This window comes from Methylolobus aquaticus, assembly GCF_054172105.1.
On record NZ_JBSYXP010000020.1, the window covers coordinates 1 to 21,537 of the forward strand.

Below are 21,537 nucleotides of genomic sequence, written 5' to 3' on the forward strand. Positions count from 1 at the left end.
ATACCGTATTTTACCCCGTCCAGAACGCCGGAGCCCCCGCCACACAACGCCTTCGGAGTTTTTCACCAGCCTGCTAGACACGCGATAAACCTGAACCGGTAACCACGGATGGCAAAAATTGCATCAACCGTAATCTACGGATCGAGCCGTTTTTCACACACTCTCAATTCGGTCTGAAATATTAATTTATTGGGCTTATCAACCAGGGGCATTTCGGTCGCGAGTGCAGTATGAGGAGAGCGCCCGATGAGGAAGAGAAAGCGTCCGGCCTGCCCCTGGCCGGACGAGTGGCAAGAGTTGTAGGCGAACGTGAGCGCGAACCTTATGGCAACACTGGCCGGGTTGCAGAGTGCATTGACTCAGTGGATGGAACTGCAGGCGGGCGCGCAAACGTTGCTGGGCTCGCACGCGAGCGAGGGGTTATGTGTCCCAGCAGGCGGCAGTGCCGGAGGGATGTGGACACGGCGATGCACGATCGCCTGCGAGCAAGGCAACTCAGGTGCGAGGGACGCCCAGCTAAACCGGACTGGGTGTTCGACGCCTTGGCATTACTGCTCGCCGCAAGCTAACTGCCGCGAGCGTTCAGGAGCGCAACGGCGCACATACGGTGGTGACCCAAGCCCTGGCCAAATGGCCCCGCATGCACCGCCTGTTTGCGGATTGCGGACCGACATGACTGGTGCGCACGCACCAACAAAAAGGGTAGCTCGATCAGGCTTAGGTGCGGTTACTCAAGAAGAAGTAAGGGGAATGAGTCCATTCAGGGACTGATGGTTCGATTAGATGACTGGCAGGAATGGACGTCAGTCCGCCTTGCTGTATAACTGCGCAGGCCAGGTGACAACGTGGGGCAAACTCAGATGGCGCTCCAACTCAGCGATAATGCTTTCGACCCGTTCGGGACTATCGTAGAACTCGACGACAAGCGGTAAATCCATGGACAGATCCATTAGCGATGCTGTGTGGACCTTGCCGTCCGGCCCGAAACCGGAAAGGCCTCTCATGACGGTAACGCCGGCCACCTTGGCATTGTCGTGCAAGTACCGGATGATCTCGGCCAACAGGTGCTCCCCTTCGCGGGTGTAGATCCGCGCTACCGTAACAGATTGAGTTCCCATAACCAGTTCCCCGCGTAAGAACCCAGCCAAACCACCAAAGCGCCGAACAAGGCGTTGATTGCGAACAGACCCAATAGCCCGTGGAACGCGGGCCGGATCTCCGACAGTGCCAGCGCAAGCCACAAGGTCGAACCCACGGTCAGCAGCCCGAGCATCATGATCAACGCAATGGCCCGATGCTGTGGTGCGACGCCGAGGTAATGGAACAGGAAGCCGGCAGCGGTCGCGAGCGCGAAGGCGCCCGCCAAAACCAGCAGTAACTGGCCGTATGGCAGTCCATGCCCCCACAAAGGGTAGACATCGCTCGCGAACAGCGTCCGCCCCCAAACGACGCCGAACCAGACTCCGGCAACACAGAGCACGGTGCTGAGAAATATGTTCAAAAAGGCCTTCAGGACATCGCCCTGTTCGAACAGGTAGAGCGTTTCGATCGCAAAGGTCGAAAACGTCGTATAGGCGCCCAGAAAGCCAACCAAAATCGCCGCGCGATACTCGACTGCCAGCGAGAAACGTTGCAGCATCAGCTCGGTCAGCAGGCCCATCAACACGCAGCCGGAAACGTTCACGACCAGCGTCCCGTGCGGGAAATTGCGGCCGAGCAGCGCGTAAATACCGTTCGCAACGAGAAACCGTGCGACGGCGCCCGCAGAACCGCCCAAGGCAATCGCGACCAGTTCTCTCATCCGCTGCTCCGCATCTTTCCCCTGCGCGTTGAATTCCGCCAGCGCCATTGTAAGCCGTCGGCGCAGCGAATGCGCTGCTAAGGGGATGCCTCGAAGCGGGCCTTGCGAGGCCTGTGGGTGGGACTTCAACCCGACGACAACCTCAATGAAAATCCCGTGACGTAACCTCCAGCCCGCCCAGCCAGTCGCCGAGATCGGTCAGCTTGCCGGCGAGCAGATGCAGCACGCCTTCTTCCTGCTGCACCGTACCAGCGACTAGCAGGACTCGGGATTGCAACAAGGCTTTGCGCTGCGCCTCGGCGGTGCTCGGCCAGATGATCAGGTTCACATGACCGGTCTCGTCCTCGATCGTGACGAAGGTGACACCGGCAGCGGTCTGGGGTCGCTGGCGGCAGAGCACCAGCCCGGCGACCCGCACCGCCGCGCCATTCCGCAACTCCCACAAATCCTGTGCCGTCCGGATGCCGAGCCGCTCCAGACGCGGGCGCAGCAAGGCCAGCGGATGGCGGCGCAGACTCAGGCCGGTCGAAGCATAGTCGGCGACGATATCCTCATGCTCGCGCGGCGCGCGCAGCAGCGGGACTGCCTCATCGCGGCCCGGCTCGGGATACAGCGGCGTCGGCGCCTCGACGCCGGCCGCTTCCCAGAAAGCCCGACGGCGGTGGCCGGTCAGTCCATACAGCGCATCGGCCGCGGCCAGACTCTCCAGATCGCGGCGATCCAGTGCCGCGCGCAGGGCAAGATCCTGCACGTCGGCATAGGGCCTCGCGGCACGCTCGGCAACGATCCGGCCGGCACCCGCCCGCGACAACCCTTTCACGAGCCGCAGCCCGAGCCGCACCGCGGGATGGAGCTGATCCGGCGGTTCCAGCGTGCAGTCCCAATCGCTGGAACGTACGTCCAACGACCGGATCTCGACACCCTGGCGCGTCGCATCCTGGATCAACTGTGAGGGTGCGTAAAAGCCCATCGGCTGGCTGTTCAACAACGCGCAGACGAAAGCGGCCGGATGGTGGTGCTTCAGCCAGGCCGAGGCATAGGCCAGCAGCGCGAAGCTGGCCGAATGCGATTCCGGGAAGCCGTACTCGCCGAAGCCGTGAATCTGTTTGTAGATCTGCTGCGCGAACTGGTCCGAATAGCCGCGCGCGCGCATGCCGTCCAGCAGTTTCTGCTCGAAGCGGTCCAGCTCGCCGCGGCGGCGCCAGGCCGCCATCGCACGGCGCAGCTGGTCGGCCTCACCGGCCGTGAAGCCGGCGGCGACCATCGCCAGCTGCATGACCTGCTCCTGGAAGATCGGAACTCCCAGCGTGCGCTTCAGCACCTTTTCGACCGCCGGACTCGGGTAGGTTACCGCTTCCCTGCCGCTGCGACGGGCAAGGTACGGATGGACCATCTCTCCCTGGATCGGGCCCGGCCGGACGATTGCGATCTCGATCACCAGATCGTAGTAATTCGCGGGCTTGAGCCGCGGCAGCATCGTCATCTGCGCGCGCGATTCGACCTGGAACACGCCCATGCTGTCGCCCCGCTGCAGCATCGCATAAACCGCCGGGTCTTCGGGCGGAATGGCGGCTAGCGACCATGGCTGGCCGGTGCTGGTTTCAAGATAGCCCAAGGCCTTGCGGATCGCCGTCAGCATGCCGAGCGCGAGCACGTCGACCTTTAGTAGCCCCAAGGCTTCCAGATCGTCCTTGTCCCACTGGATCACGGTCCGCTCCGGCATCGTCGCGTTCTCGACCGGCACCAGATTCGACAGTTCGTCGGCGGCGATCACGAAACCGCCGACATGTTGCGACAGGTGACGCGGGAAGCCGATCAAGGCCTGGGACAGTGACAGCAGTCGCCGGGTCGTCGGGCTGTCGGGCGACAACCCGGCCTCCCGCAGGCGAGCCGCCAGCGTCTCGGACCGGTCCCAATAATCCAGCGTCTGCGCCAGCGCATCGACCTGGGCCAATCCCAAGCCCAGCGCCTTCGCGACATCGCGCACCGCGCTCTTGGCGCGGTAGGTCGTCAGGCTGGCCGCCAGCGCAGCGCGGTGCCGGCCGTATTTGCGATAGAGATACTGGATGACTTCCTCGCGCCGCTCGTGCTCGAAGTCGACGTCGATGTCGGGCGGCTCGTCCCGTTCCCGCGAGATGAAACGTTCGAACAACAGATCCAGCCGTCCCGGGTCGACCTCGGTAATCCCCAGGCAATAACAGACGGCCGAATTGGCGGCCGAACCGCGGCCCTGGCACAGGATGCCGCGCTGCCGCGCGAACCCGACCACATCGTGAACCGTCAGGAAGAACGGCTCGTAGGCCATATCCGCGATCAGCCGCAGCTCATGCTCGACTTGGCTGAGCACCTTATGCGGCGCACCGTCCGGCCAGCGTAGCGCCAGCCCATGCTCTGTCAGATGCCGCAACCACGAGGTCGGGCTATGGCCTTCCGGCACGAGTTCCTGCGGATACTCGTAGCGCAGTTCGTCCAGGGAAAAACGACAGCGCTCGGCGATGCGCATCGTTTCGGCGAGCAGTTCCGCCGGGTAGATCCGGGCCAGGCGAGGCCGCGAGCGCAGATGCCGCTCGGCATTCGGAAACAGCGCATAACCCAGTTCGGCAACCGGCCGCTTCAAGCGAATCGCGGTCAACGTGTCCTGCAGGATCTGCCGTTCACGGCAGTGCATGTGCACGTCGTTGCAGGCAACCGGAGGCAGCCCGACACGACCAGCCAGCGCCTGCAATTCGGCAAGGCGCTGACGATCGCCGCCGTTCAGGAACAGTTCTATGGCGAGCCAGGCGCGCCCTGGAAAGCGCTGCGCCAGCCAGAGGCCGTCCGCGTCGGCCGGGGCGGCTTGCGGCAACCAGATCGCCAGGCAATCCGTTAATGGATGCTCGGCCAACTGCTCGCGGTTCAAGCGGTAACAACCCTTCGGGGCCTGCCGCCGGCCCAGCGTGATAAAGGCCGACAACTGCCCGTAGCCGGCCCGGTTCGTTGCCAGCAGCACGAACCTGAATCCATCCTCGAGCCGGAACTCGCTACCGATGATCAGCGACAGGGCCTGTTTGCGCGCTTCCTGACGCGCCTTGACCACCCCGGACAGCGAGCATTCGTCGGTCAGGGCCAGCGCGGCATAGCCGAGCCGGGCGGCTTCTGCGACCAGTTCCTCCGGGTGGGATGCACCGCGCAAGAAGCTGTAATTGCTCAGCGCATGGAGCTCGGCATAGGAGATTCTCGAATCATCGAGATCCCCGCAATCATCCGAACAGGCCATGTAGATACCACCGGTCGGGACGCTCGAGTTGGCGGTAGATCCAGAGCTTCGCGCCGCGCCGGTCGGTCGCGACGTGGTAGTCGCGACGGATACCGGCCGCGTCCCACCAGCCGCTCTCGATGCGTTCGGGCTGCGGTCGAATGACGGCCAGTTCGCCGCACGGCACCGGCCGCGGCCGGGCAAGCAGCCATAGCGGACGCGGTGCCAACCCGGACGGTGCCGCCAGCGCTTGCGCGGTACCGCTGCAGGCCCGCTCTGGCCGATGATCGGCGCGAAGCACCAAAGGCTTGAGCGCCTGCGGGCCGAGCCGAGCCTCCAGTTGATCGAGCAGTTGCTGCCAATCGGCCGCCTCATCGGCGCACTGCCCGAAAAGATCCGTCGCCACGGCAGCCCACGGCACGAGCGCCGCACTGGACACTTCGACGGCACATACCGGGGCCGACAACGACAGCCGTCCCAGGCGCTCGTGCAGCAAGCGGCCGAAATGCGCGGCAGCGCGCTCGGGCCGGCGCGAACCCTGCTTCAAGCGGGTCGGCGGCCGGTCGCGATGCTCCAGGGCAAGGTGCAGGCGGGTCAGCCCGGCATCCCGTTCGTGCAGAAAGTCACTCAGACGCTGCAATAACTGCTCGATAGCCGGAAAGAAATAGGCCAGACAATCGGTTTCGGACGACAGTTCGAATCGGGCATGGAAACAGGGCGGCGAGCGGAATTCGCGCAGCGGCATCGCGAGCAGGCCGGAGGCTCGATCCAGCCGCAGCAGCAACTCGGTACCGTAGCGCCGAACCAGACCCTCGCGCGGCAGCCGCCACAGATCGCGCAACGTCGCGAGCCCGGCCTTCAGCAAACGCTCGTGCGTGCGTTCATCGAGCCCCAGCGCAGCGCCGGGCAGATCGCCGAGGGCCGAACGTAACGCCTCGACGTGCTCGACCGCCGCCGCCCGTCCCCATCGAGCCAGCAGCGCACTGGCATAAGGGGACGGCGTCGCCGCGCACACCGCCCGGTGGCCTGAGGCTGCCAGCCGGTCCATCAACTGGCTCGTCAGCACCTCCAGCCCACCGAACAGCTTCAGGCTGCCGCGGACTTCGAGCAGCAGGGCCGGCGCCAAATCGAGGCTGACCCACGGCGTAAAACCGAGCGCACAGCGCGCGAGGCGCTCCAAAGCCTGTCGCTCCCGGTCCGGATCGCGCTCGACAATGACCAGGTCCGGACACAGCGCGTATGCGGCCGACAAAGGCAGGTCCGGTGCCAAGCCGTATCCGGTGGCGCAGATATTCGTTGCCTGGAGCAGCGGTCGGCCCTTCACGGTCTCGATCACGGCTGCCGGCCGATCGGCCGGCAGCGCCAGCACCTCCCGCGACAGATCCGGGAAGTGAGCACACAGCCAGAGCGGACCCGGCGACTTCGAACACACCCCCCGAGGGTCGTCCGGCAAGCACTCCGGGCTCCGCAAAGAGGCAATCGCAACTTCAGCCAACATGGTTGGATCGCTCCGCAGCGTCTGCAATGAATCCCGCCAGGCGACTCATCCGTGGTAACTGCGACGTGACGGACGTATTCGAGGCTGGGGGGTAGGTACGAGATTTCGTCGAGGGCGGTACCCGGCTCGGAATCGATAGCCAACAGGCGAGTCAGCACGGGATATCGACCGGACGCCCCCCTCCGAGAGCCGCTTCCTCAATGGACGCGGTCCGAGCATCGCTCAGCCGACCCCGAGCCTCACCGCCCCCCCCACCCATCCGCCGCGCGCCTTGAGCACCCGCACCTCCAGCCCACCCTCCGCCGGTGCCAAGGCCAGCCGCAGCGCGGCCACCGTGCTGCCGGCGTGCTGTCCGTGAAACAGCACGCCGATCGTTCCGCCTTCTTCCGCTGCCAGTTGCAGGCGACGCAGCACCACCGGCTGGACCCGCCGTGGCCAGGCCATGACCAGCCCGGCGCCCGGATGACGCAGCAGCTTTTCCATGCTCCACCAGCGATCCGTGTCCGAATCCGGTATATCGACAACCAGCGTGCGCCGCAGGTCCAGCCCTTGACGAGCCAATGCCGGCGCATACGGCACGAACGGCGGCGCAATCCAGACCAGCCAGCGGCCGTCGCGGTTCAGTTGCCGCATCGCCGGCAGTAATAAACTCAGTTCGCCGATGCCCCAGACCGGTGCCAGAATTTCGATCAGCGCCGGACAAGGCCAGCCGCCGCCCGGCAATAGCCGGTCCAGTTCGGCAAAACCGCTCGTGATGACCGGGAACGAGGCCTTAGGCCCGCCTTTGCCGCGCCAGATCCGGCGGTCGGTCCGCAACAGCGACTCCAGATCCGCGTTCATGGTCACCTTCAGTCGATGCGGTTGCGGATCACGCCGACGACGACGCCTTCGATACTGAGTTCCTGCTTACTCAAGTCCACGGCAAGCACCGGAAACTCCGGATTGGCGGGTTCCAGATAGGCCATCTCACCTGCCAGCCGCAGCGTCTTGACGGTGACCTCATCATGCAGCCGCGCCACGACGATCTGGCCACTACGCGCCTCGGCCGCTTGCTGCACGACCAGCAGATCGCCGTCGAGGATGCCGGCATCGCGCATGCTCGAGCCCTGCACCCGCAACAGGTAATCCGCCTTGTTCTGGAACAGTTCAGGACCGAGTTTGCAGTACTGCTCGACGTTCGCCTCGGTCATCAGCGGCCGGCCCGCCGCAACCTTGCCGATCAGCGGCAAACCGTCCCGTTCCGCTGCCTTTTGCAACAGGCGGATACCGCGCGAAGCCGAGGGTATCAGCTCGATCGCCCCCTTGCGCGCCAGCGCCTGCAATTGCTCGCGGACGCCGTGCGGGGACTTGAGGCCCAGAGCCCGGGTGATCTCGGCGATCGTCGGCGGGAACTCTTCCTGCTCGATGAACTGCCGGATGAAGTCGAGGATATCCTGCTGACGGGGTGAAATCGGCTTCATTTTTCTGTCCATAAGAACACTGTTCTTATGGACAGTCTACCGAGGCGCCGGCGGGGGTTCAAGCCGGGAAGCAAGCCATCCTCATACTCACCGGCCATTACTGGCACCAACGGCACGCGGAGAGACACCGAAAGACTCCTCCAAGGGATGGCAGGCCACTCAGAGGGATCAGGTCATGGCGGCGGAGAGCCTCCGACGCAAGGCGCTCTCACGCTGCGCGCCGGGACATGTCATCTCGATTACACATAGTGGCGCTATGGATCCGTGGGATCCGTGGGATCCGTGGGATCCGTGGGATCCGTGGGGTCCGTGGGATCCGTGGGATCCGTGGGATCCGTGGGATCCGTGGGATCCGTGGGATCCGTGGGATCCGTGGGATCCGTGGGGTCATCGGCGACACGGACGGCTACACCGCGGCCTTCGCCATCCAGCGCGAGCGTAAGACGGCCCGAATCTCCGTCCTGAGCACATACACCGGCTTCCCCGCCCACGGCCGCATCGTATTCCCAGGTGACTCCCTTGACGGACGCTTGCCCTTGTTCGTCCCGATAAAGCCTGAACAGGCTCTCCATTTCACCGGCGTCATAGCCCAGTCGATTCGCGCAACTGACCATCGCTGCGACCATCGGTGCCGTGTGTGCCGATGACCAGATTGCGAAGTCGTCGATTCCGCCCGTCCAGCCAGGCATCATTCGGGGACTCGGCGTACCCCCGACCATCATCGAGTTGACCTCCGCTTCGGTGAAGATAGTCTGAGGATTCTCGCCTTCCGGCAGATAGGCCACGCCATCGATGTAAAAGCGCAAATCATCCAAAGTGGCTCTCTTGCCTGGGAACGTCACGGCAACGTGATGCCACATACCGTCATTGACCTGCACCTCGCCCTGCGCAGCCATCACTCGCTTCCCGACCCCGACTTCCAAACCCAGTTGGCCGCCCCCAACGAAAAGCCGAAACAGCCCATAGTCGTTTTTCCAGAACTGACCCGAGGGATAGAGATACCCGGGGCGGTTGGAAGGCTTCTTGATCCACATCGCGACCGTTCGGGCACGATCGCCCGCGACCGGCGTGATCCCGGCGCTGAGCAATCGGCTTCGATCACGATGCCGAAAGTAGGCGGCCGCACCGAGTTTGCCCACAGCAATGCGCTTTACGTTTACCTTCCTGCTGTCATAGCGACGACCGAAGCCACCGCTGTTCTTGGCTAAACCGGCTGTATCCTGGTCGAACGAGTAGTGCACCTGCAAACCGGCGGGATCGATAGGTTTCAGGGCCTCCCCGGTGAAAGAGTACCGTGGGGTTCCCGACGACTTGTCTAGGAGTAGCGTGCTTTCGGGGACAAACGACATGCTCCCGTCAGGACCCGCCTGACGAGAACGCTGTTCCAACTCGATCCGGTCGCCGTAGACACGACCGACCAGAAATCCCATGTTCCCCCGGAATCCGGCACCGTGAGTAACCTGGAGCAGATTCGAGGCACTGTCCCTGGTAACCGTCGTTTCATGGACATCACCCGCAAAATAGAGATCGACAGCGTGCTTGCGCAACACCTGCCAGAAGGCAGAGTCATCGTATTCATCCATGAAATTCATGCTCGACGCGAACCCCCTGACCGGGGAGATGACCGGTACGTGGCCTTGCACGATGATGTGGCTGATATCGGGGTCCAGGCGAGCGGCGCCCAGCAGGGCGTCGAGCCACTGCAGATGACCATCGGCCTCATTCACGGAAATCAGCACCGTACCGCGCGGACCGAGAACCTGTGCCGGATCGATTTGCTGGTATTCGTCGACCGACACGACCAATAGGTTACCAGCCAGGAACGCATGCGATGTATGCTCGTAAGGAGTGCCTACCGGACGCAGGGGGACACCACCGATCTCGCCATCGTACCGCGGACCACCGTCCGGCTTCCGCGTAAAGTGCTTGGCAAAAGCCTCCTTGAAGAACGGCACGGCGTCGGAATGAGGGCCGAGCGGCCAGTCATTGCCGCCGATCTCATGATCACCCACGGCAACATGCAGATTCGAGAGCCCCTTGGCCGACAGATACGCGCTCAGTCCACCCCAGGCTTGATCGGCGCAAGCCGACACGACCCCCCGCAGATCGGCTTCGGGGGCACATGCCTGGAACTCCGGCTTCCACCAGTGCTGCGCCCCGAGATCACCGTCCATCAATACGAAAGCCGGAGCCAACTCGGCGACGCTGCCGAAAATCTGGTCTCCCGATCGACTGACGTCGGCGGGCAACTCATCTTCGAGGAACCAGTCGGACATGGCCGTGTCCGGCATACTGACGAAGACCAGCGGCTCCTCGGCATTCGCCACGGACAAGCACGATACGAGTACCAACACGCTAGCCAGGGCGCAACCGTTCGATCTGAATGAAGACATGGCAACCTCCGTTCTCCCAAGCCCGCCCTGCGTGGGTGAAGACCATGTCGAGCGACCGAACAGCCGACCCGGGCGGTCGCGATGCAGTCGATGGGGGCAAGCGGGGAAAGTGAAAAACCGATGTCAGGAAAGATAGGTCATGGGCAGCGGCACGCTCGGAGCAGCCAGCGGCGCGCCGAGCGTGCATAGCGCGAGAAATCGGTCCCAAGTCGGGGCCACGCAGAAGAAGCTCCACGGCCAGTGATGTGTGGGCTTTGCCACGGCACTAACGGAGCAGGCCCGCCGGTTCATTGCAGAACAAGAGACAGTCCGCGAATGTACGCAGGACCCTATAAGGAACAAAAGCTTCGCTGTCGTACGATGGATTGCTACCAGTTCATGGCGGGAGGCAGCAGCGCGATTACCACCCTGGAAGGTAAAGCATTCAACACAGGACCGAAGCCACAGTTAGCCACCCAAGACTTCCCATTCGCTTGCAGCCCGGGACTTCAGCAGGCGCGGCACCAGTACACCGAGACCAAAGGCCAGAAGACCCACCACCCCGACTACCGTTACGACTCGCCCAATTGAGGCGGCCGGAGGCGGTGTCGGCATGGCAACCCTGAGTGGCATGTGCAGCGCGCCGACATCCGGCGCGATCCGCAGATCCGTGTCGTCGACATAGAGCACGAGGTCGTAAAGCCCGGGACCCGGAAAATCGACGTCGGCGCTGACGACGCCGGATCTGGCCTCGCCCATCGGCATGCTCAACACCCGCTTCCCCGCGCCGTCCAGAATCGTGAGCGCGACGGCCTTGCGCCGCACGTCCCGGTCCAATAAATCGAGCGTCACACGCGTCGGACCGGCGCGCGGAATCTCTAGACAATAAGCCACCGGCGGTCTGCGGTCGTTCGGGGGGCTCTGAGGATCCATCTGGTATGCGGCAAAATTGACCACGTAATAGTCGTTGCTCTGCATACACCCGAACATGTCGGCCTTCTTCCCGTCCGGTCCGACTCGCGGCGGCAGCGGAACCGAGGCGTACACCGAACTGCAGGACAGCAGTAGAGTCCAGACCACTGCGACTCCCCGGGCAGGCGCCCACTCTCCCTTGCTACGAGCCATCAGGCTTTCACCGCAAATCGGTACAGTCCGCTGACGACGAGCCCGTCCTCGGTCACAACCCGGTAACGAACGACATACGACCCCGGCTTAAGCGGCCGAGTGGTCGCGGTCAATTCGCTGCGCGCGGCGATCGCCAGTCTGGCATCGCCGTTGTCGACCCGTTGTCCCGCGCCATCCACGACGACCAGAGAAGGCGCCCGCTCACTGATATTGCCACTGAACCAGAGCCTCACCATGCCGTCGAAAGAAGCGACCACGGCATTGTCCCGTGGCTGACCGCCCACCAGCACCCCCTCCGCCCAAGCGGATTGCTGAGCACCACCCGCCAGGATTGCGAAGGCCAACGTGATATTTCGGTAAGCATGTTTCATGCTGGAAGCGACCTTAAGCGACGCCCGCGAGACTCGCCAGCCATAGCACGAGCGGATCGATGACGGGATGAAAAAAACCCACGGTTACCAGACCCAGCAGGCCAAGAAAAATGGGTATCCAATGGCGGATCGAGAAGTCCTGCCTTCTCCATAGAAAATGCAGCGTCACCCAACTGATGCCCCAGACGATCAGGGCCAGGGTTTCCTTACCGGAATAGGATCCTATGCTGCCATTGGGTCCGCTTCCAATGGCACCTGGAATCCACAGCCCGAAAGAATGAACGAACTGATCGAGACCCTTGGTCAAACGGGAAAGGTGGTGGGTCACCATCAGCGTGAAGAAGCCGAGGATCGGCGCCAGCGTAGCCGCCACCACAGGCCCGGAATAAATCCGCTCCACCGATGCCGGATAGGCACTTGCCACGCTTTGCATGGACCCAACATCCAATCGCTCCGGCAAGGGATCAAGGTACATCTCCCGTTTCATGGAAACCTCCCGTCAGACGAAGCGCAACTTCGACAACACCAGACCTGCCACAAAGCCGAGCATCAGGAAAAACCAGGACACCAGGATTCCGATTGCGACAAACTCGGTAAGGTCGCGACGCGCGTGGATGCGGTCGCTGTAATAGAACAACACGAAAGTGACCGCCACCATCAGGGGAAACGGAAACAGCGATACGAATTCCTTGAATTCCATCAACACATTGTGGAATCCGGGAGCTCTCGCCAGAATCCAGTCGCGCGGGCCGTCCTGGCCCCGGTAGCGCATATAGATCCAGTTACCACTGACGACCCCAAGCAGGTTGAGCAATGCCGAGCCGACCACCCAATAGCGCAAAGATCGGAAGTTCACGCGGACACCACGAATCAATGGATACGCGCGGTGAGTCAACATCGTCCCGACCACGACCGAGGCGATGGAACTCAATCCATGTAACCCCGCCTGTATCCGATAGCTTGTAGGAAAGAAGAAATCCAGTCCTGCAATACCGGCAAGTAACAGCAGCGCAAGCCCAGCCTGCGTGCGCGCCAGATTCCTGGAGAGGGGCCCTTGGAGTGGCGGCTCGGAATGCATCGCTATGTAGGCTCGGGTTCGTTCATAGAACCAACAAATGCCCCCGCATGGCTCGCGAGGGCCGGACGGCCCTCGCAAACATCCGGCGTGTATCAAGGCTCGGAAGGCCGCTCGGTCAGAGCTTTCCTTCCTTCTTGTAGTAATCGATCTCGCTGTCCATCTTTTCCTTGCAGTGTTTGAAATGCTCGACCGATTCGGCCACCTTGCCCTCCTCAAGCGAAATGATGGCCTTTTTCATCGTGCTAGAGCCGATCTCCATCGGCATCGTGCTGATTTCCTTATAGGATTCCAGAGCTATCTTGCGCCCCTTCTTAGCCATTTCCAGAGCGGTAGCCGTATCACCCTTCTCCGCAGCTTCCAGCCCCTTGGCGCAGGCCTCCTGGGTTTCGACCAAGCCGACAGGCGGATTGGTGTAGCGTCCGCCGGCGAAGCCGACCGACGCGACCGAACCGAGCAACAGAACTGCGGAAATCTGACTGAGAGTGAACCTCATCGAATGCTCCTTGAATTTGGATGATGCGTGCAGTGGTTCGTCCTTTGCTGGGGCGGCCGATTGCCGTTGCGATACGGCAAGCCTCACCTGCAGGACTCCTTGAACGGTCCCATGACCGCGACTTTCCTTGGCAATGCGCGTGCCATGACTTGGCGATCGAACGGGAATCAACGCAGTAGGAGGATATACGGTCATTATATGGTGACTGAATCGACAAGAAACTCAGTTAACTTGGGTTTTTAACACAGACAGTGGGTCATAAAACGCAAACCGGGATGAGTCTTTTCCCACAGCCATTGAGGCAAAACACATAATCCATTTAATCCACGCCAGCCCCGAGCCAATACAAAAATGATACCAAACCAATCTTTCCAATTATCCGCATGCAAGAAACTTTTCGACGGAAAGCGCGGTACTATGCAGGAGCATGACTTGACAAGCCGCATAAATACGCGCATTTTCTGCCCGCGAAAGGCGCAACCAGACCTTTCGTATCGCATGTTCTTCCAAAACGATTGAGGAGGTGGAGATGAGAAAGATCGTATCCCTGCTGGGCGTTATACTCGCGTCGCTACTTATGACAGGCTGCGGCAATTCCCCGGACGGAGATTCCGGCCGGTTGAAGAATATTTCGTACCTGCCGCCGCTGTAGCAATCAGGACAAACTTCGGCCACACCAGATCCGAAGCGGCAACGGCGCTGGATATTCGGACGACTCCGTTCCGGATCTTCAGCGCCAAATCCGGCGACGGTCCGGCGGGCATCGCCGGCCGTCCGTTTGTGAACACGATAAAACCCGACAACCGCGATAGTTTGGATCGAGTGGCTCGCGCGAGCCGACTCATTCCGCCTAGCGCTCGAGGCAGGCGCTTCGCGCCGGCACGGAACGCCAAGCCCTCTGAGGGTCCGATGCCCGGACGGCGCATCACCGCTGTACAGACCAGCGGCATCCCAGGACCAGTATGAATTGTCCAGCATTTGATCTCGCCGCCATGCGCCGGCTCTCGTTCCGCGCACTGGCGACCGTGGTTTTCTGTCTACCAGCCCACGGCGACTGGTCCGGGTACTCACGCTACGCTGCAGTCATTGAAGTCGACGTCGGCAGTGATGCAGTGACCATCGAGATATGCATGCCGGATGCCGCCCTGCGTCGACTTACCGCGTCCGCGGGGCGGACACCGGCTACTCCGGCTGAACCGGCGCTCATTGCGCAGGGGCTGCTGCAACTGTCCGCCGAACAGGGACCTGCCATGACTCCGCACATCGACAGCGTACGCACGATCACATCCGGGCAGGCAACCCCCAGCGACTGTAGCGTGGCGTCCGGCGACGTCCATGCCGTCAGGCTCACACAGCCGCTGCCGCCGGCTGCCCGACATCTGACCATACACCCTTACGATGGCGCCGGAGCGGATGCTCTGGCATTGATGGTGCTGCACCATGGCGTCCCCGTCATCGATCTCGGCGCACTGCGGAAGGCGGTGCGAGTCACACTCGATCCCGACGACCCCTGGCGGTCCCACATCGACGATCCGGGCTTCGTTCGCCGGCATAACGAACCCCGGTCCTTTCTTTACGTGGAGCCATACGAGGTTCGCCACGAACTTTTGATTCGCACCGCCGACCTGCTGCCGCTCATGGACCTCGGCATGGCAGATTCAGGCATCATCACGGCCAGCGAACGGCCATCGGTACTGCAGCGCATCGGCGCGTACCTGCAGACGCACAATGCCCTGCAGATTGACGGTGTAGACGCCTTGCCGCAAATCGATCGCCTGGACTTCGTCCGCTACACCCGGGAGGGCGTGCGACCGATCGAAGAGACCGGCCGCATCGACGCGCGCAGCGCCCTGCTCGGCGTTCAATTGGTCTACCTGACCGAAAGTCCTGCGCGCGCCATCCGGCTCCATTGGGACTTGTTCGACCAAGGCTCCGCCAGCCGCCCGATCAGCGTAATCCAGGGCCAGGAGTCGTTCGACGGCTACGCGACTCCGGCCAACCCGGTCTTCGAGTGGACTCAGGACGATGCATTCGAACCACTGCCCGCTACGGATGAGATCGACACATCCCTCCCGCTGAAATATGTGGCCCCGACTGAGCCAGGAAGCATTCCCACAAGTCCCCACGGCATCGTTCTGACGCTGACCGCAGCACTGGCTGGTGGACTTCTGTGGCGGGTCCTGCGCGACCACCGCAGCCGTCGCACCGCACCGTGGTTCGTTGCCCTCGCAGGCGGCGTCATCGTTGCGGGGGTCGTGGCCTATTGGCGATCAGCCCAATCGGCCAGGCCACCGGTCACGAAGAGCGCCGTGGTGGCGACACTGGAACCGTTGCTGCACAACGCCTATCGGGCCTTCCAGTTACGCGGCGAGGAAGCGGCCTATGACCGGCTGTCGTTGAGCCTGGGATCACCACTGCTCGACGACATCTATCTGCAACAGCGGCGGGCCCTGTTGCGTCAGGAGGAAGGACTGGGGGGAGAGGGCAAAGTCGACCGTATCGAAATCCTGTCGGCCGAGATCGTCGACGCGGGTACCGGGCCCGACACCTGCGAGGTGGATACGCGGTGGATCGCCCACGGGACGGTGTCGCACTGGGGCCACTCCCACCCGCGCCGCAATGCTTACCGGGCCCGCATCGCGCTGAGCGGGGACCGACACGGGCACCGGAAGATCGTCGGGCTGACGTTTCTCGATGGCCACCGTCTTGATGGCGGCGAACGGACATGATCCGGATTGACGGCCTCGTGTTCTCCTACCCTGGGTCAGGTTTTTCTTTACGCGTGCCGGACTTCGCCGTGTCCCGCGGAGAGAAAGTGGCCATCATCGGCGCAAGCGGCACCGGCAAGACGACGCTGCTCAAACTGATTGCCGGCATCGTAACCTCCCAACACGGACAGATCGAGGTGGATGACAGGGCGATACATCGGATGAGCGATAGCGAACGGCGCAACTTCCGCATCAGCCGGATCGGGTTCGTGTTCCAGGAACTGGAACTGCTCGACTATTTGAATGTGTTCGACAACGTCGTGCACACCTATCGGATCAACCATATCCTGACACTGAACGCCGAGGTCCGCCGGCGGGCCCGGGCATTGGCGGAGGACGTCGGCCTGGGTGGCAAGCTGGGCCGGATGCCACGCGATCTTTCACAGGGCGAGCGCCAGCGGGCCGCCATCTGCCGCGCGCTACTGACCGAACCCGGCCTGCTATTGGCCGACGAGGCGACCGGAAGTCTTGATCCGGCGAACAAGCTGCGCATCGTCGACCTCCTCGTCCGGGCAGCGGATCGCCGCGGCGCGACGCTGATTGCAGTCACCCACGACCACGAACTGCTCCCGCACTTCGACCGCGTCGTGGACTTCGCCCAGTTCCGCGCCTGATTACCGATGCGGCACGATTTCTACCTGGCCTGGCGCTACCTGTGTCACCACCGGACACGCTCGTTGGTCCTGATCGCATCGCTGGGGCTGCTGATCACGTTGCCATTGGCCCTACACCGTATCCTCGACGCGGGCGAGGCGCTGATGACGGCCCGAGCCAAATCCACACCGCTGCTGGTCGGGGCACGAGGCAGCGCGCTCGACCTGACCCTCAGCGCGCTGTATTTCAACGCCGCGCACCCACCGATGATCCGGATGGCCGAAGCCGAGCGTGTCGCCGCGACCGGCTGGGCCGAGGCGCTGCCCATCTACTCGCGTTTCAGGGTCCGCGGGCAGCCGCTGGTCGGCGTCACGCTGGACTATTTCGATTTCCGTCAGTTGAAACCGGTCGCGGGTGCACCGCTGGCGATGCTGGGCGACTGCGTGCTGGGCTTCGAAGCGGCCGCCAAGCTCGGGCTCGAACCCGGGGATCCGCTGCTGACGACGCCCGAGAATCTGTTCGATCTCGCGGGCATCTACCCGCTGAAACTGCACGTCGCCGGCATCCTTGGACGCAGCCACACGCCCGACGACGAGGCGGTGTTCATCGACCTGCAGACCGCCTGGGTCATCGAGGGGCTGGGGCATGGGCACACCGCCGTCGCGGAGAGCGGTGGAATGACACCTCAAATAGCTGCGGTCCCGGCCACGAACATTCAGGTCGACCAGACGAAACTCCTGACCTACACCGAGATCACCCCCGAAAACGTCGGCTCCTTTCATTTCCACGGCGACCCGGCGACCTACCCGATCACCGCCGTGATCGCCGTACCGCCGGATCAGCGCGCCACGACGCTGTTGCGGGGACGCTATCTCGCCCCCCAAAGCAGCGTTCAGATCGTCGACCCGGCTGCAACGACACAATCCCTGTTGCAGAACATTTTCCGCGTCGGGGCGCTGTTCGACGGCGTGCTGCTGCTCGTGGGCATCGCGACACTGCTGATCGTCGCGCTGGTGTTCGCGCTGTCGCTACGGCTGAGACAGCGGGAAATCGACACCATCGTGCTGCTGGGTTGCAGCCGCCTGACCGTGCTGCGACTCGCCGCAGCCGAGCTGGTCCTGATTGCGATAGCCAGTTCCGGACTGTGCCTGTTGCTGCTCGCGCTCGTCCGTCACCAGTCGACGGAACTCGTCCAGCATTTCGTCATCCCCTGAAGGAGGTCTCCGTGCTCTCTCGAACGCGTGCTCTGCAACACACCCTCGTGATGCTACTCGGTATCGCCGCAACCACCGCTTTTGGCGCGCCCCCTGCCGGCACGCTGCGGGTGGCCGCAACCGTTTACCCGATCGCGTATTTCGCCGAACGCATCGGCGGGCCGGCTGTCGGGGTCGAGTTCCCGATCCCGGCCGATGTGGACCCGCCCTTCTGGCAACCGGGCATCCCCGACATCATCGCTCTGCAGAAGACAGACCTGATCCTTCTCAATGGTGCCGATCTGGAGAAATGGCGAGCACGCGCGACCTTACCCCAGATGAAGCTCGTAGATACCTCTGCCGGCTTCAAGGGCCGCCTGATCGTGGTCGACAATGCCGTGACCCACAGCCACGGCCCCGGAGGACAGCACACCCATTCGGGCACGGCCTACACCACGTGGCTGGACCTGGAACTGGCCGGACAGCAGGCCGATGCAGCCGGCCAGGCGATGAGGCGAAAGCGCCCCGCGCTGACAACACGCTTCAACAACAACCTCGACGCGCTGAAGACGGATCTGGCCGCACTGGATAGGGAACTGAAGACCGTTACAGCTGACAAACCGGGGCTTCCACTACTGGGATCCCACCCGGTCTATCAGTATCTCGCGCGGCGCTACGGCCTGAACCTGCAAAGCGTGCACTGGGAACCCAACGAGATGCCTCCGGAGACCGAATGGGTTGCACTGAAACAATTGCTGGCCCGGCACCCGGCACGAACGATGATCTGGGAAGCCGGACCGAGCCCGGTGATCGCCGAGCGCCTCGCAAAACTCGGCGTGCGTAGCGTGGTCTTCAACCCTTGCGGAAACCGGCCGGCCGATGGCGATTTCCTGAGTGTCATGCGGACAAACGTCGAAAACCTGCGCACCGTATACCACCACTGAGGCTCCGCAAGGCGCGCCGGGTAGGTTCAGCGCAGCCGCGCACCCTCCCGGCTTTCGCGGCCCGGGAACCCTCAGGCCGCTCTCAGGTTCAGATACGGTTCAATGCTGCAGCCAGTCCGGCTTCTTGGGTCCCGGGGTGTTGCCGAAGGGACCTTCCCTGCCACAGGCAGTCAGCAGGCAAACGGCAATCAACAACGCACCCAGCTTGATCGTGTAGGAAATCACTCGTCGCTCTCGTTTGAATTGTGGAAGTGGGCCATGGAATGGGCAGATAGCATGACGGGGGCAACGGGTTTAGCTTGCCAGTACCCTCGTTGGCTCGAGGGCGACTACGGTAAACCTGGTTGCCCGAAGCGGTTCATGACCACGAAGCTGCCGAGCAGACCATGCCGGCGTCTGTCCGGTTCATGCATCACGCAGAATTTGTGCCCCTCGCTGCCGGACTGCGGAATGGCGCGCTGGGCAACGGAAGCTATAGGTTTCGGGAAGTTGAACGGCGGATCCGGATCAGGCATTTCGCGTGCCGACTGCCGCAGATGCCGCAGCGATCAAGTGCGGTCGGAAGGATCGACGCAAGGGCTCTGAACCACACGACGCCATGCGCGCAGCTTCTCGTCGAAGCCGCGAGCCGCGTGCGCCGGGCTCGTCGACGGGAGGCGTTCGCAGACCAGCCGGTCGGCGCAGAACAGTTCCGGCAGGACATATCGGCGAAACGCACTCTCGGCCTTGCTGCCGTTAAAGAAGACATGGGTGATGCGGGTGTGCTGCAGCAGGAACCTACCGAAATCATTCGGTACGATGGACGTATCGTCGATAGCGGCATCGAGACTTCCGTCGCGCCGGCATGATTGCAGCACATCCCAAAGGGCAATCCGCGCCGCACGGAGACGGGCCAGCCGCTCCGCATAAGCCACGCCGCTGGGCCAGTCGAGGAGCGCGGCCAGGATCGGCCAGAACGCGTTCCGCGGATGGGCGTAGTACTGGCCGGCCTGCAGCGAGGCGACACCCGGCATGCTGCCGAGTATCAGCACCCGCGCGTTGCAATCGGCCACTGGAGGGAAACTGCAGACGGTGGTCATGCGGGAGGCTCTGGCGTCACCAGCCCCACCGCGACACGCACGCCGTTCTCACGCTTGGCCGGCAACGACCAGATAGACCGCCAGCGCCACCATGACCAGGCCGCTGATCAGTTTGAGCCAGCGACCTTCACGCTCTTGCAGGCGATGCTGGCTCAGCGTGGCGACGCCAATGCCGAGAATGACCAGGTCGTCGAACATGTAGGCCAGGTTGTACAGCAGCAGATAACCGTAGTATCCGATGCCATGGGTATCGTGCAAGGTCAGGATGCGGGTATAGAGCGCCGGGAACCCGGACGTGCACATGAATTCGACGACTTGCACGAGCAGCGCGAGGACCACGGTCGCGACCAGGGCCCCAGCCAGATTGTCGGCATGCAGGATGGCTCTCATCCGGGCGTAGATATCCGGTTTCGCCGACTGCGGGATGGAGAGGCTGGGCCCCCAACCCAGAGCGAAGTAATCCTTAAGGTTCAGCAGACCGGCCAACAGCGCGATCGCCGCGATGATCAGTTCCGAGATGCGTGACAGCCCGATGAACAAAAACATGTTCAGCCAGGCGGCCATGAAGACGAAGTAAGCGAGGCCCTCCACAGCAATGAATGTGCCGGCAATCGCCAGCATCCGCCGCCGGTCACCCAGGGGGGCCAGCAGCGAAATCATCAGCAACAAGACCCACATCGAGCAGGGATTGAAGCCGTCGAGCAGCCCCATCGCCAGCGTGAACAGCGGCAGCCCGATCTGTTCCACCGACAGTTTGCGACCAAAAAATTCGATCTCGTAGGGTGCCGGACCATGCGTCTTCGCCGCGGTCACAGAAGATTCCTCGGTCGGCGCTTCGCAGGAAAGCGATTCTTCCGCTTCACAACTGCCGGCATCGCCCGCGGCAACGCTTTCCGGCGATAGGGCGGACAGGCCGTCGCGAATCATCCGCCCGGTCGTCGCGTCATCGGAAAACCCGACGATCAACTCCCCGTGCACGAAGAACGCGGGCACCCGCGCACTTTGGCGGTGGGTCTCCGCCAGCTGCTGCAGACGAGCCAGGGCCGATGGATCCCGCCGGATGTCCCGCAGCACGATACGGAGATTGGGGCGTTCCTGGGCGAGCCGGGCGAGGAATTCCTTTGCCTGGTCGCAATGCGGACAGCCCTCGCGGACGAAGACCTCGATTGCCTCGGTCGCAACCTCGGCAGACGGCCGGTCAACCGCACCCGCGGGCCCCGACCCCACCAGCAGAGCGCCAAGGATACCGATGGCGATCACCCTGGCCAGGTGCGTCTGTTTACGATGCTGCATCATATCTTCGTACCCCTTTTCGAAGCGTAACCATTCCCCCCCTTTCCTGGGTAGTGGGAGCGAGCCGGGAGGGCGAGACCGTCTGCGGGAGGGAACCCGCAGTCGAGCCTCCAGGGACGGATTCACGGCGAGTCTCGACCTCCCCGCCCGCTCCCGCGAGGGGGAGGCGTGAACCGTTACGTTCGAAGCGGGCTGGCGCGGCCCGCCCCGGGCGACGGCGTTTTCGGGACTTG

Annotated in this window: 19 protein-coding genes; 4 read left to right on the plus strand and 15 right to left on the minus strand. The window is 62.9% G+C overall.

The genetic code is table 11. The annotated features are described in order from the left end of the window. Nucleotides 1-803: 803 nt before the first annotated feature. From ACW73L_RS19765 to ACW73L_RS19820, 12 genes are all read right to left on the minus strand, one after another. Nucleotides 804-1,118 carry a DUF190 domain-containing protein gene (locus ACW73L_RS19765; protein WP_498924297.1) on the minus strand — a complete coding sequence of 105 codons (315 nt, stop codon included), beginning with the start codon at nucleotides 1,116-1,118 and terminating at the stop codon, nucleotides 804-806. Then, complete coding sequence (gene crcB / locus ACW73L_RS19770; RefSeq protein WP_498924298.1) at nucleotides 1,094-1,801, minus strand: fluoride efflux transporter CrcB; 708 nt, start codon at nucleotides 1,799-1,801, stop codon at nucleotides 1,094-1,096. The genes ACW73L_RS19765 and crcB overlap by 25 nt, the downstream gene beginning before the upstream one ends. 142 nt (nucleotides 1,802-1,943) lie before the next feature. Further along, nucleotides 1,944-5,057, minus strand: coding sequence for an error-prone DNA polymerase (locus ACW73L_RS19775; protein ID WP_498924299.1), 3,114 nt, complete (start codon nucleotides 5,055-5,057; stop codon nucleotides 1,944-1,946). Continuing rightward, a complete protein-coding gene (locus ACW73L_RS19780; protein WP_498924300.1) occupies nucleotides 5,041-6,534 on the minus strand; it encodes a Y-family DNA polymerase in 1,494 nt (497 codons plus the stop codon). The genes ACW73L_RS19775 and ACW73L_RS19780 overlap by 17 nt, the downstream gene beginning before the upstream one ends. A gap of 222 nt (nucleotides 6,535-6,756) precedes the next feature. Next, nucleotides 6,757-7,374 (minus strand): translesion DNA synthesis-associated protein ImuA, encoded by a 618-nt coding sequence (gene imuA, locus ACW73L_RS19785; protein ID WP_498924301.1) that lies wholly within the window; start codon nucleotides 7,372-7,374, stop codon nucleotides 6,757-6,759. A gap of 8 nt (nucleotides 7,375-7,382) precedes the next feature. Further along, nucleotides 7,383-7,994 carry a transcriptional repressor LexA gene (gene lexA / locus ACW73L_RS19790; protein WP_498924302.1) on the minus strand — a complete coding sequence of 204 codons (612 nt, stop codon included), beginning with the start codon at nucleotides 7,992-7,994 and terminating at the stop codon, nucleotides 7,383-7,385. Between the two features lie 254 nt (nucleotides 7,995-8,248). After that, nucleotides 8,249-10,387 carry a LamG-like jellyroll fold domain-containing protein gene (locus ACW73L_RS19795; protein WP_498924303.1) on the minus strand — a complete coding sequence of 713 codons (2,139 nt, stop codon included), beginning with the start codon at nucleotides 10,385-10,387 and terminating at the stop codon, nucleotides 8,249-8,251. Between the two features lie 447 nt (nucleotides 10,388-10,834). Further along, nucleotides 10,835-11,491 (minus strand): hypothetical protein, encoded by a 657-nt coding sequence (locus ACW73L_RS19800; protein ID WP_498924304.1) that lies wholly within the window; start codon nucleotides 11,489-11,491, stop codon nucleotides 10,835-10,837. Then, nucleotides 11,491-11,862, minus strand: coding sequence for a copper resistance CopC family protein (locus ACW73L_RS19805; RefSeq protein ID WP_498924305.1), 372 nt, complete (start codon nucleotides 11,860-11,862; stop codon nucleotides 11,491-11,493). Before ACW73L_RS19805 ends, ACW73L_RS19800 begins: the two co-directional genes overlap by 1 nt. A 13-nt stretch (nucleotides 11,863-11,875) precedes the next feature. Further along, entirely contained in the window at nucleotides 11,876-12,349 is a 474-nt protein-coding gene (locus ACW73L_RS19810) for a hypothetical protein (protein WP_498924306.1), read from the minus strand. A 12-nt stretch (nucleotides 12,350-12,361) separates the two neighbouring features. After that, the gene (locus tag ACW73L_RS19815) at nucleotides 12,362-12,940 is read right to left on the minus strand and encodes a hypothetical protein (protein ID WP_498924307.1); all 579 of its coding nucleotides are present in this window, start codon (nucleotides 12,938-12,940) and stop codon (nucleotides 12,362-12,364) included. 115 nt (nucleotides 12,941-13,055) lie between these two features. Beyond that, nucleotides 13,056-13,520 carry a hypothetical protein gene (locus ACW73L_RS19820; RefSeq protein WP_498924308.1) on the minus strand — a complete coding sequence of 155 codons (465 nt, stop codon included), beginning with the start codon at nucleotides 13,518-13,520 and terminating at the stop codon, nucleotides 13,056-13,058. Nucleotides 13,521-14,425: 905 nt separating this feature from the next. Between ACW73L_RS19820 and ACW73L_RS19825 the strand changes: the two genes are divergently transcribed. Genes ACW73L_RS19825 through ACW73L_RS19840 form a run of 4 tightly spaced genes read left to right on the plus strand, consistent with a single transcriptional unit; the run spans nucleotide 14,426 to nucleotide 18,932 of the window. Beyond that, on the plus strand, nucleotides 14,426-16,162 hold the full coding sequence (locus ACW73L_RS19825; protein ID WP_498924309.1) for a hypothetical protein: 1,737 nt from the start codon (nucleotides 14,426-14,428) through the stop codon (nucleotides 16,160-16,162). Next, nucleotides 16,159-16,815, plus strand: coding sequence for an ABC transporter ATP-binding protein (locus ACW73L_RS19830; protein ID WP_498924310.1), 657 nt, complete (start codon nucleotides 16,159-16,161; stop codon nucleotides 16,813-16,815). The genes ACW73L_RS19825 and ACW73L_RS19830 overlap by 4 nt, the downstream gene beginning before the upstream one ends. 6 nt (nucleotides 16,816-16,821) lie before the next feature. Further along, nucleotides 16,822-18,009, plus strand: a complete 1,188-nt coding sequence (locus ACW73L_RS19835) for an ABC transporter permease family protein (protein ID WP_498924311.1) — start codon at nucleotides 16,822-16,824, stop codon at nucleotides 18,007-18,009. 11 nt (nucleotides 18,010-18,020) lie between these two features. Further along, entirely contained in the window at nucleotides 18,021-18,932 is a 912-nt protein-coding gene (locus ACW73L_RS19840) for a metal ABC transporter substrate-binding protein (RefSeq protein WP_498924312.1), read from the plus strand. Between the two features lie 99 nt (nucleotides 18,933-19,031). Here the strand turns inward: ACW73L_RS19840 and ACW73L_RS19845 are convergent, their stop codons facing one another. From ACW73L_RS19845 to ACW73L_RS19855, 3 genes are all read right to left on the minus strand, one after another. Then, nucleotides 19,032-19,157 (minus strand): hypothetical protein, encoded by a 126-nt coding sequence (locus ACW73L_RS19845; RefSeq protein ID WP_498924313.1) that lies wholly within the window; start codon nucleotides 19,155-19,157, stop codon nucleotides 19,032-19,034. A gap of 323 nt (nucleotides 19,158-19,480) precedes the next feature. Continuing rightward, on the minus strand, nucleotides 19,481-20,011 hold the full coding sequence (locus ACW73L_RS19850; protein ID WP_498924314.1) for a DNA-deoxyinosine glycosylase: 531 nt from the start codon (nucleotides 20,009-20,011) through the stop codon (nucleotides 19,481-19,483). 48 nt (nucleotides 20,012-20,059) lie between these two features. Next, nucleotides 20,060-21,304 carry a glutaredoxin family protein gene (locus ACW73L_RS19855; RefSeq protein WP_498924315.1) on the minus strand — a complete coding sequence of 415 codons (1,245 nt, stop codon included), beginning with the start codon at nucleotides 21,302-21,304 and terminating at the stop codon, nucleotides 20,060-20,062. Between the last annotated feature and the right edge of the window lie 233 nt (nucleotides 21,305-21,537).

Coding starts and splice junctions, on each gene's coding strand:
- crcB (WP_498924298.1), bottom strand. CDS start 1,801: ATGAGAGAACTGGTCGCGATTGCCTTGGGCGGTTCTGCGGGCGCCGTC.
- ACW73L_RS19775 (WP_498924299.1), bottom strand. CDS start 5,057: ATGGCCTGTTCGGATGATTGCGGGGATCTCGATGATTCGAGAATCTCC.
- ACW73L_RS19795 (WP_498924303.1), bottom strand. CDS start 10,387: ATGTCTTCATTCAGATCGAACGGTTGCGCCCTGGCTAGCGTGTTGGTA.
- ACW73L_RS19765 (WP_498924297.1), bottom strand. CDS start 1,118: ATGGGAACTCAATCTGTTACGGTAGCGCGGATCTACACCCGCGAAGGG.
- imuA (WP_498924301.1), bottom strand. CDS start 7,374: ATGAACGCGGATCTGGAGTCGCTGTTGCGGACCGACCGCCGGATCTGG.
- ACW73L_RS19850 (WP_498924314.1), bottom strand. CDS start 20,011: ATGACCACCGTCTGCAGTTTCCCTCCAGTGGCCGATTGCAACGCGCGG.
- ACW73L_RS19830 (WP_498924310.1), top strand. CDS start 16,159: ATGATCCGGATTGACGGCCTCGTGTTCTCCTACCCTGGGTCAGGTTTT.
- ACW73L_RS19800 (WP_498924304.1), bottom strand. CDS start 11,491: ATGGCTCGTAGCAAGGGAGAGTGGGCGCCTGCCCGGGGAGTCGCAGTG.
- ACW73L_RS19855 (WP_498924315.1), bottom strand. CDS start 21,304: ATGCAGCATCGTAAACAGACGCACCTGGCCAGGGTGATCGCCATCGGT.
- ACW73L_RS19810 (WP_498924306.1), bottom strand. CDS start 12,349: ATGAAACGGGAGATGTACCTTGATCCCTTGCCGGAGCGATTGGATGTT.
- ACW73L_RS19780 (WP_498924300.1), bottom strand. CDS start 6,534: ATGTTGGCTGAAGTTGCGATTGCCTCTTTGCGGAGCCCGGAGTGCTTG.
- ACW73L_RS19835 (WP_498924311.1), top strand. CDS start 16,822: ATGCGGCACGATTTCTACCTGGCCTGGCGCTACCTGTGTCACCACCGG.
- ACW73L_RS19825 (WP_498924309.1), top strand. CDS start 14,426: ATGCGCCGGCTCTCGTTCCGCGCACTGGCGACCGTGGTTTTCTGTCTA.
- lexA (WP_498924302.1), bottom strand. CDS start 7,994: ATGAAGCCGATTTCACCCCGTCAGCAGGATATCCTCGACTTCATCCGG.
- ACW73L_RS19805 (WP_498924305.1), bottom strand. CDS start 11,862: ATGAAACATGCTTACCGAAATATCACGTTGGCCTTCGCAATCCTGGCG.
- ACW73L_RS19815 (WP_498924307.1), bottom strand. CDS start 12,940: ATGCATTCCGAGCCGCCACTCCAAGGGCCCCTCTCCAGGAATCTGGCG.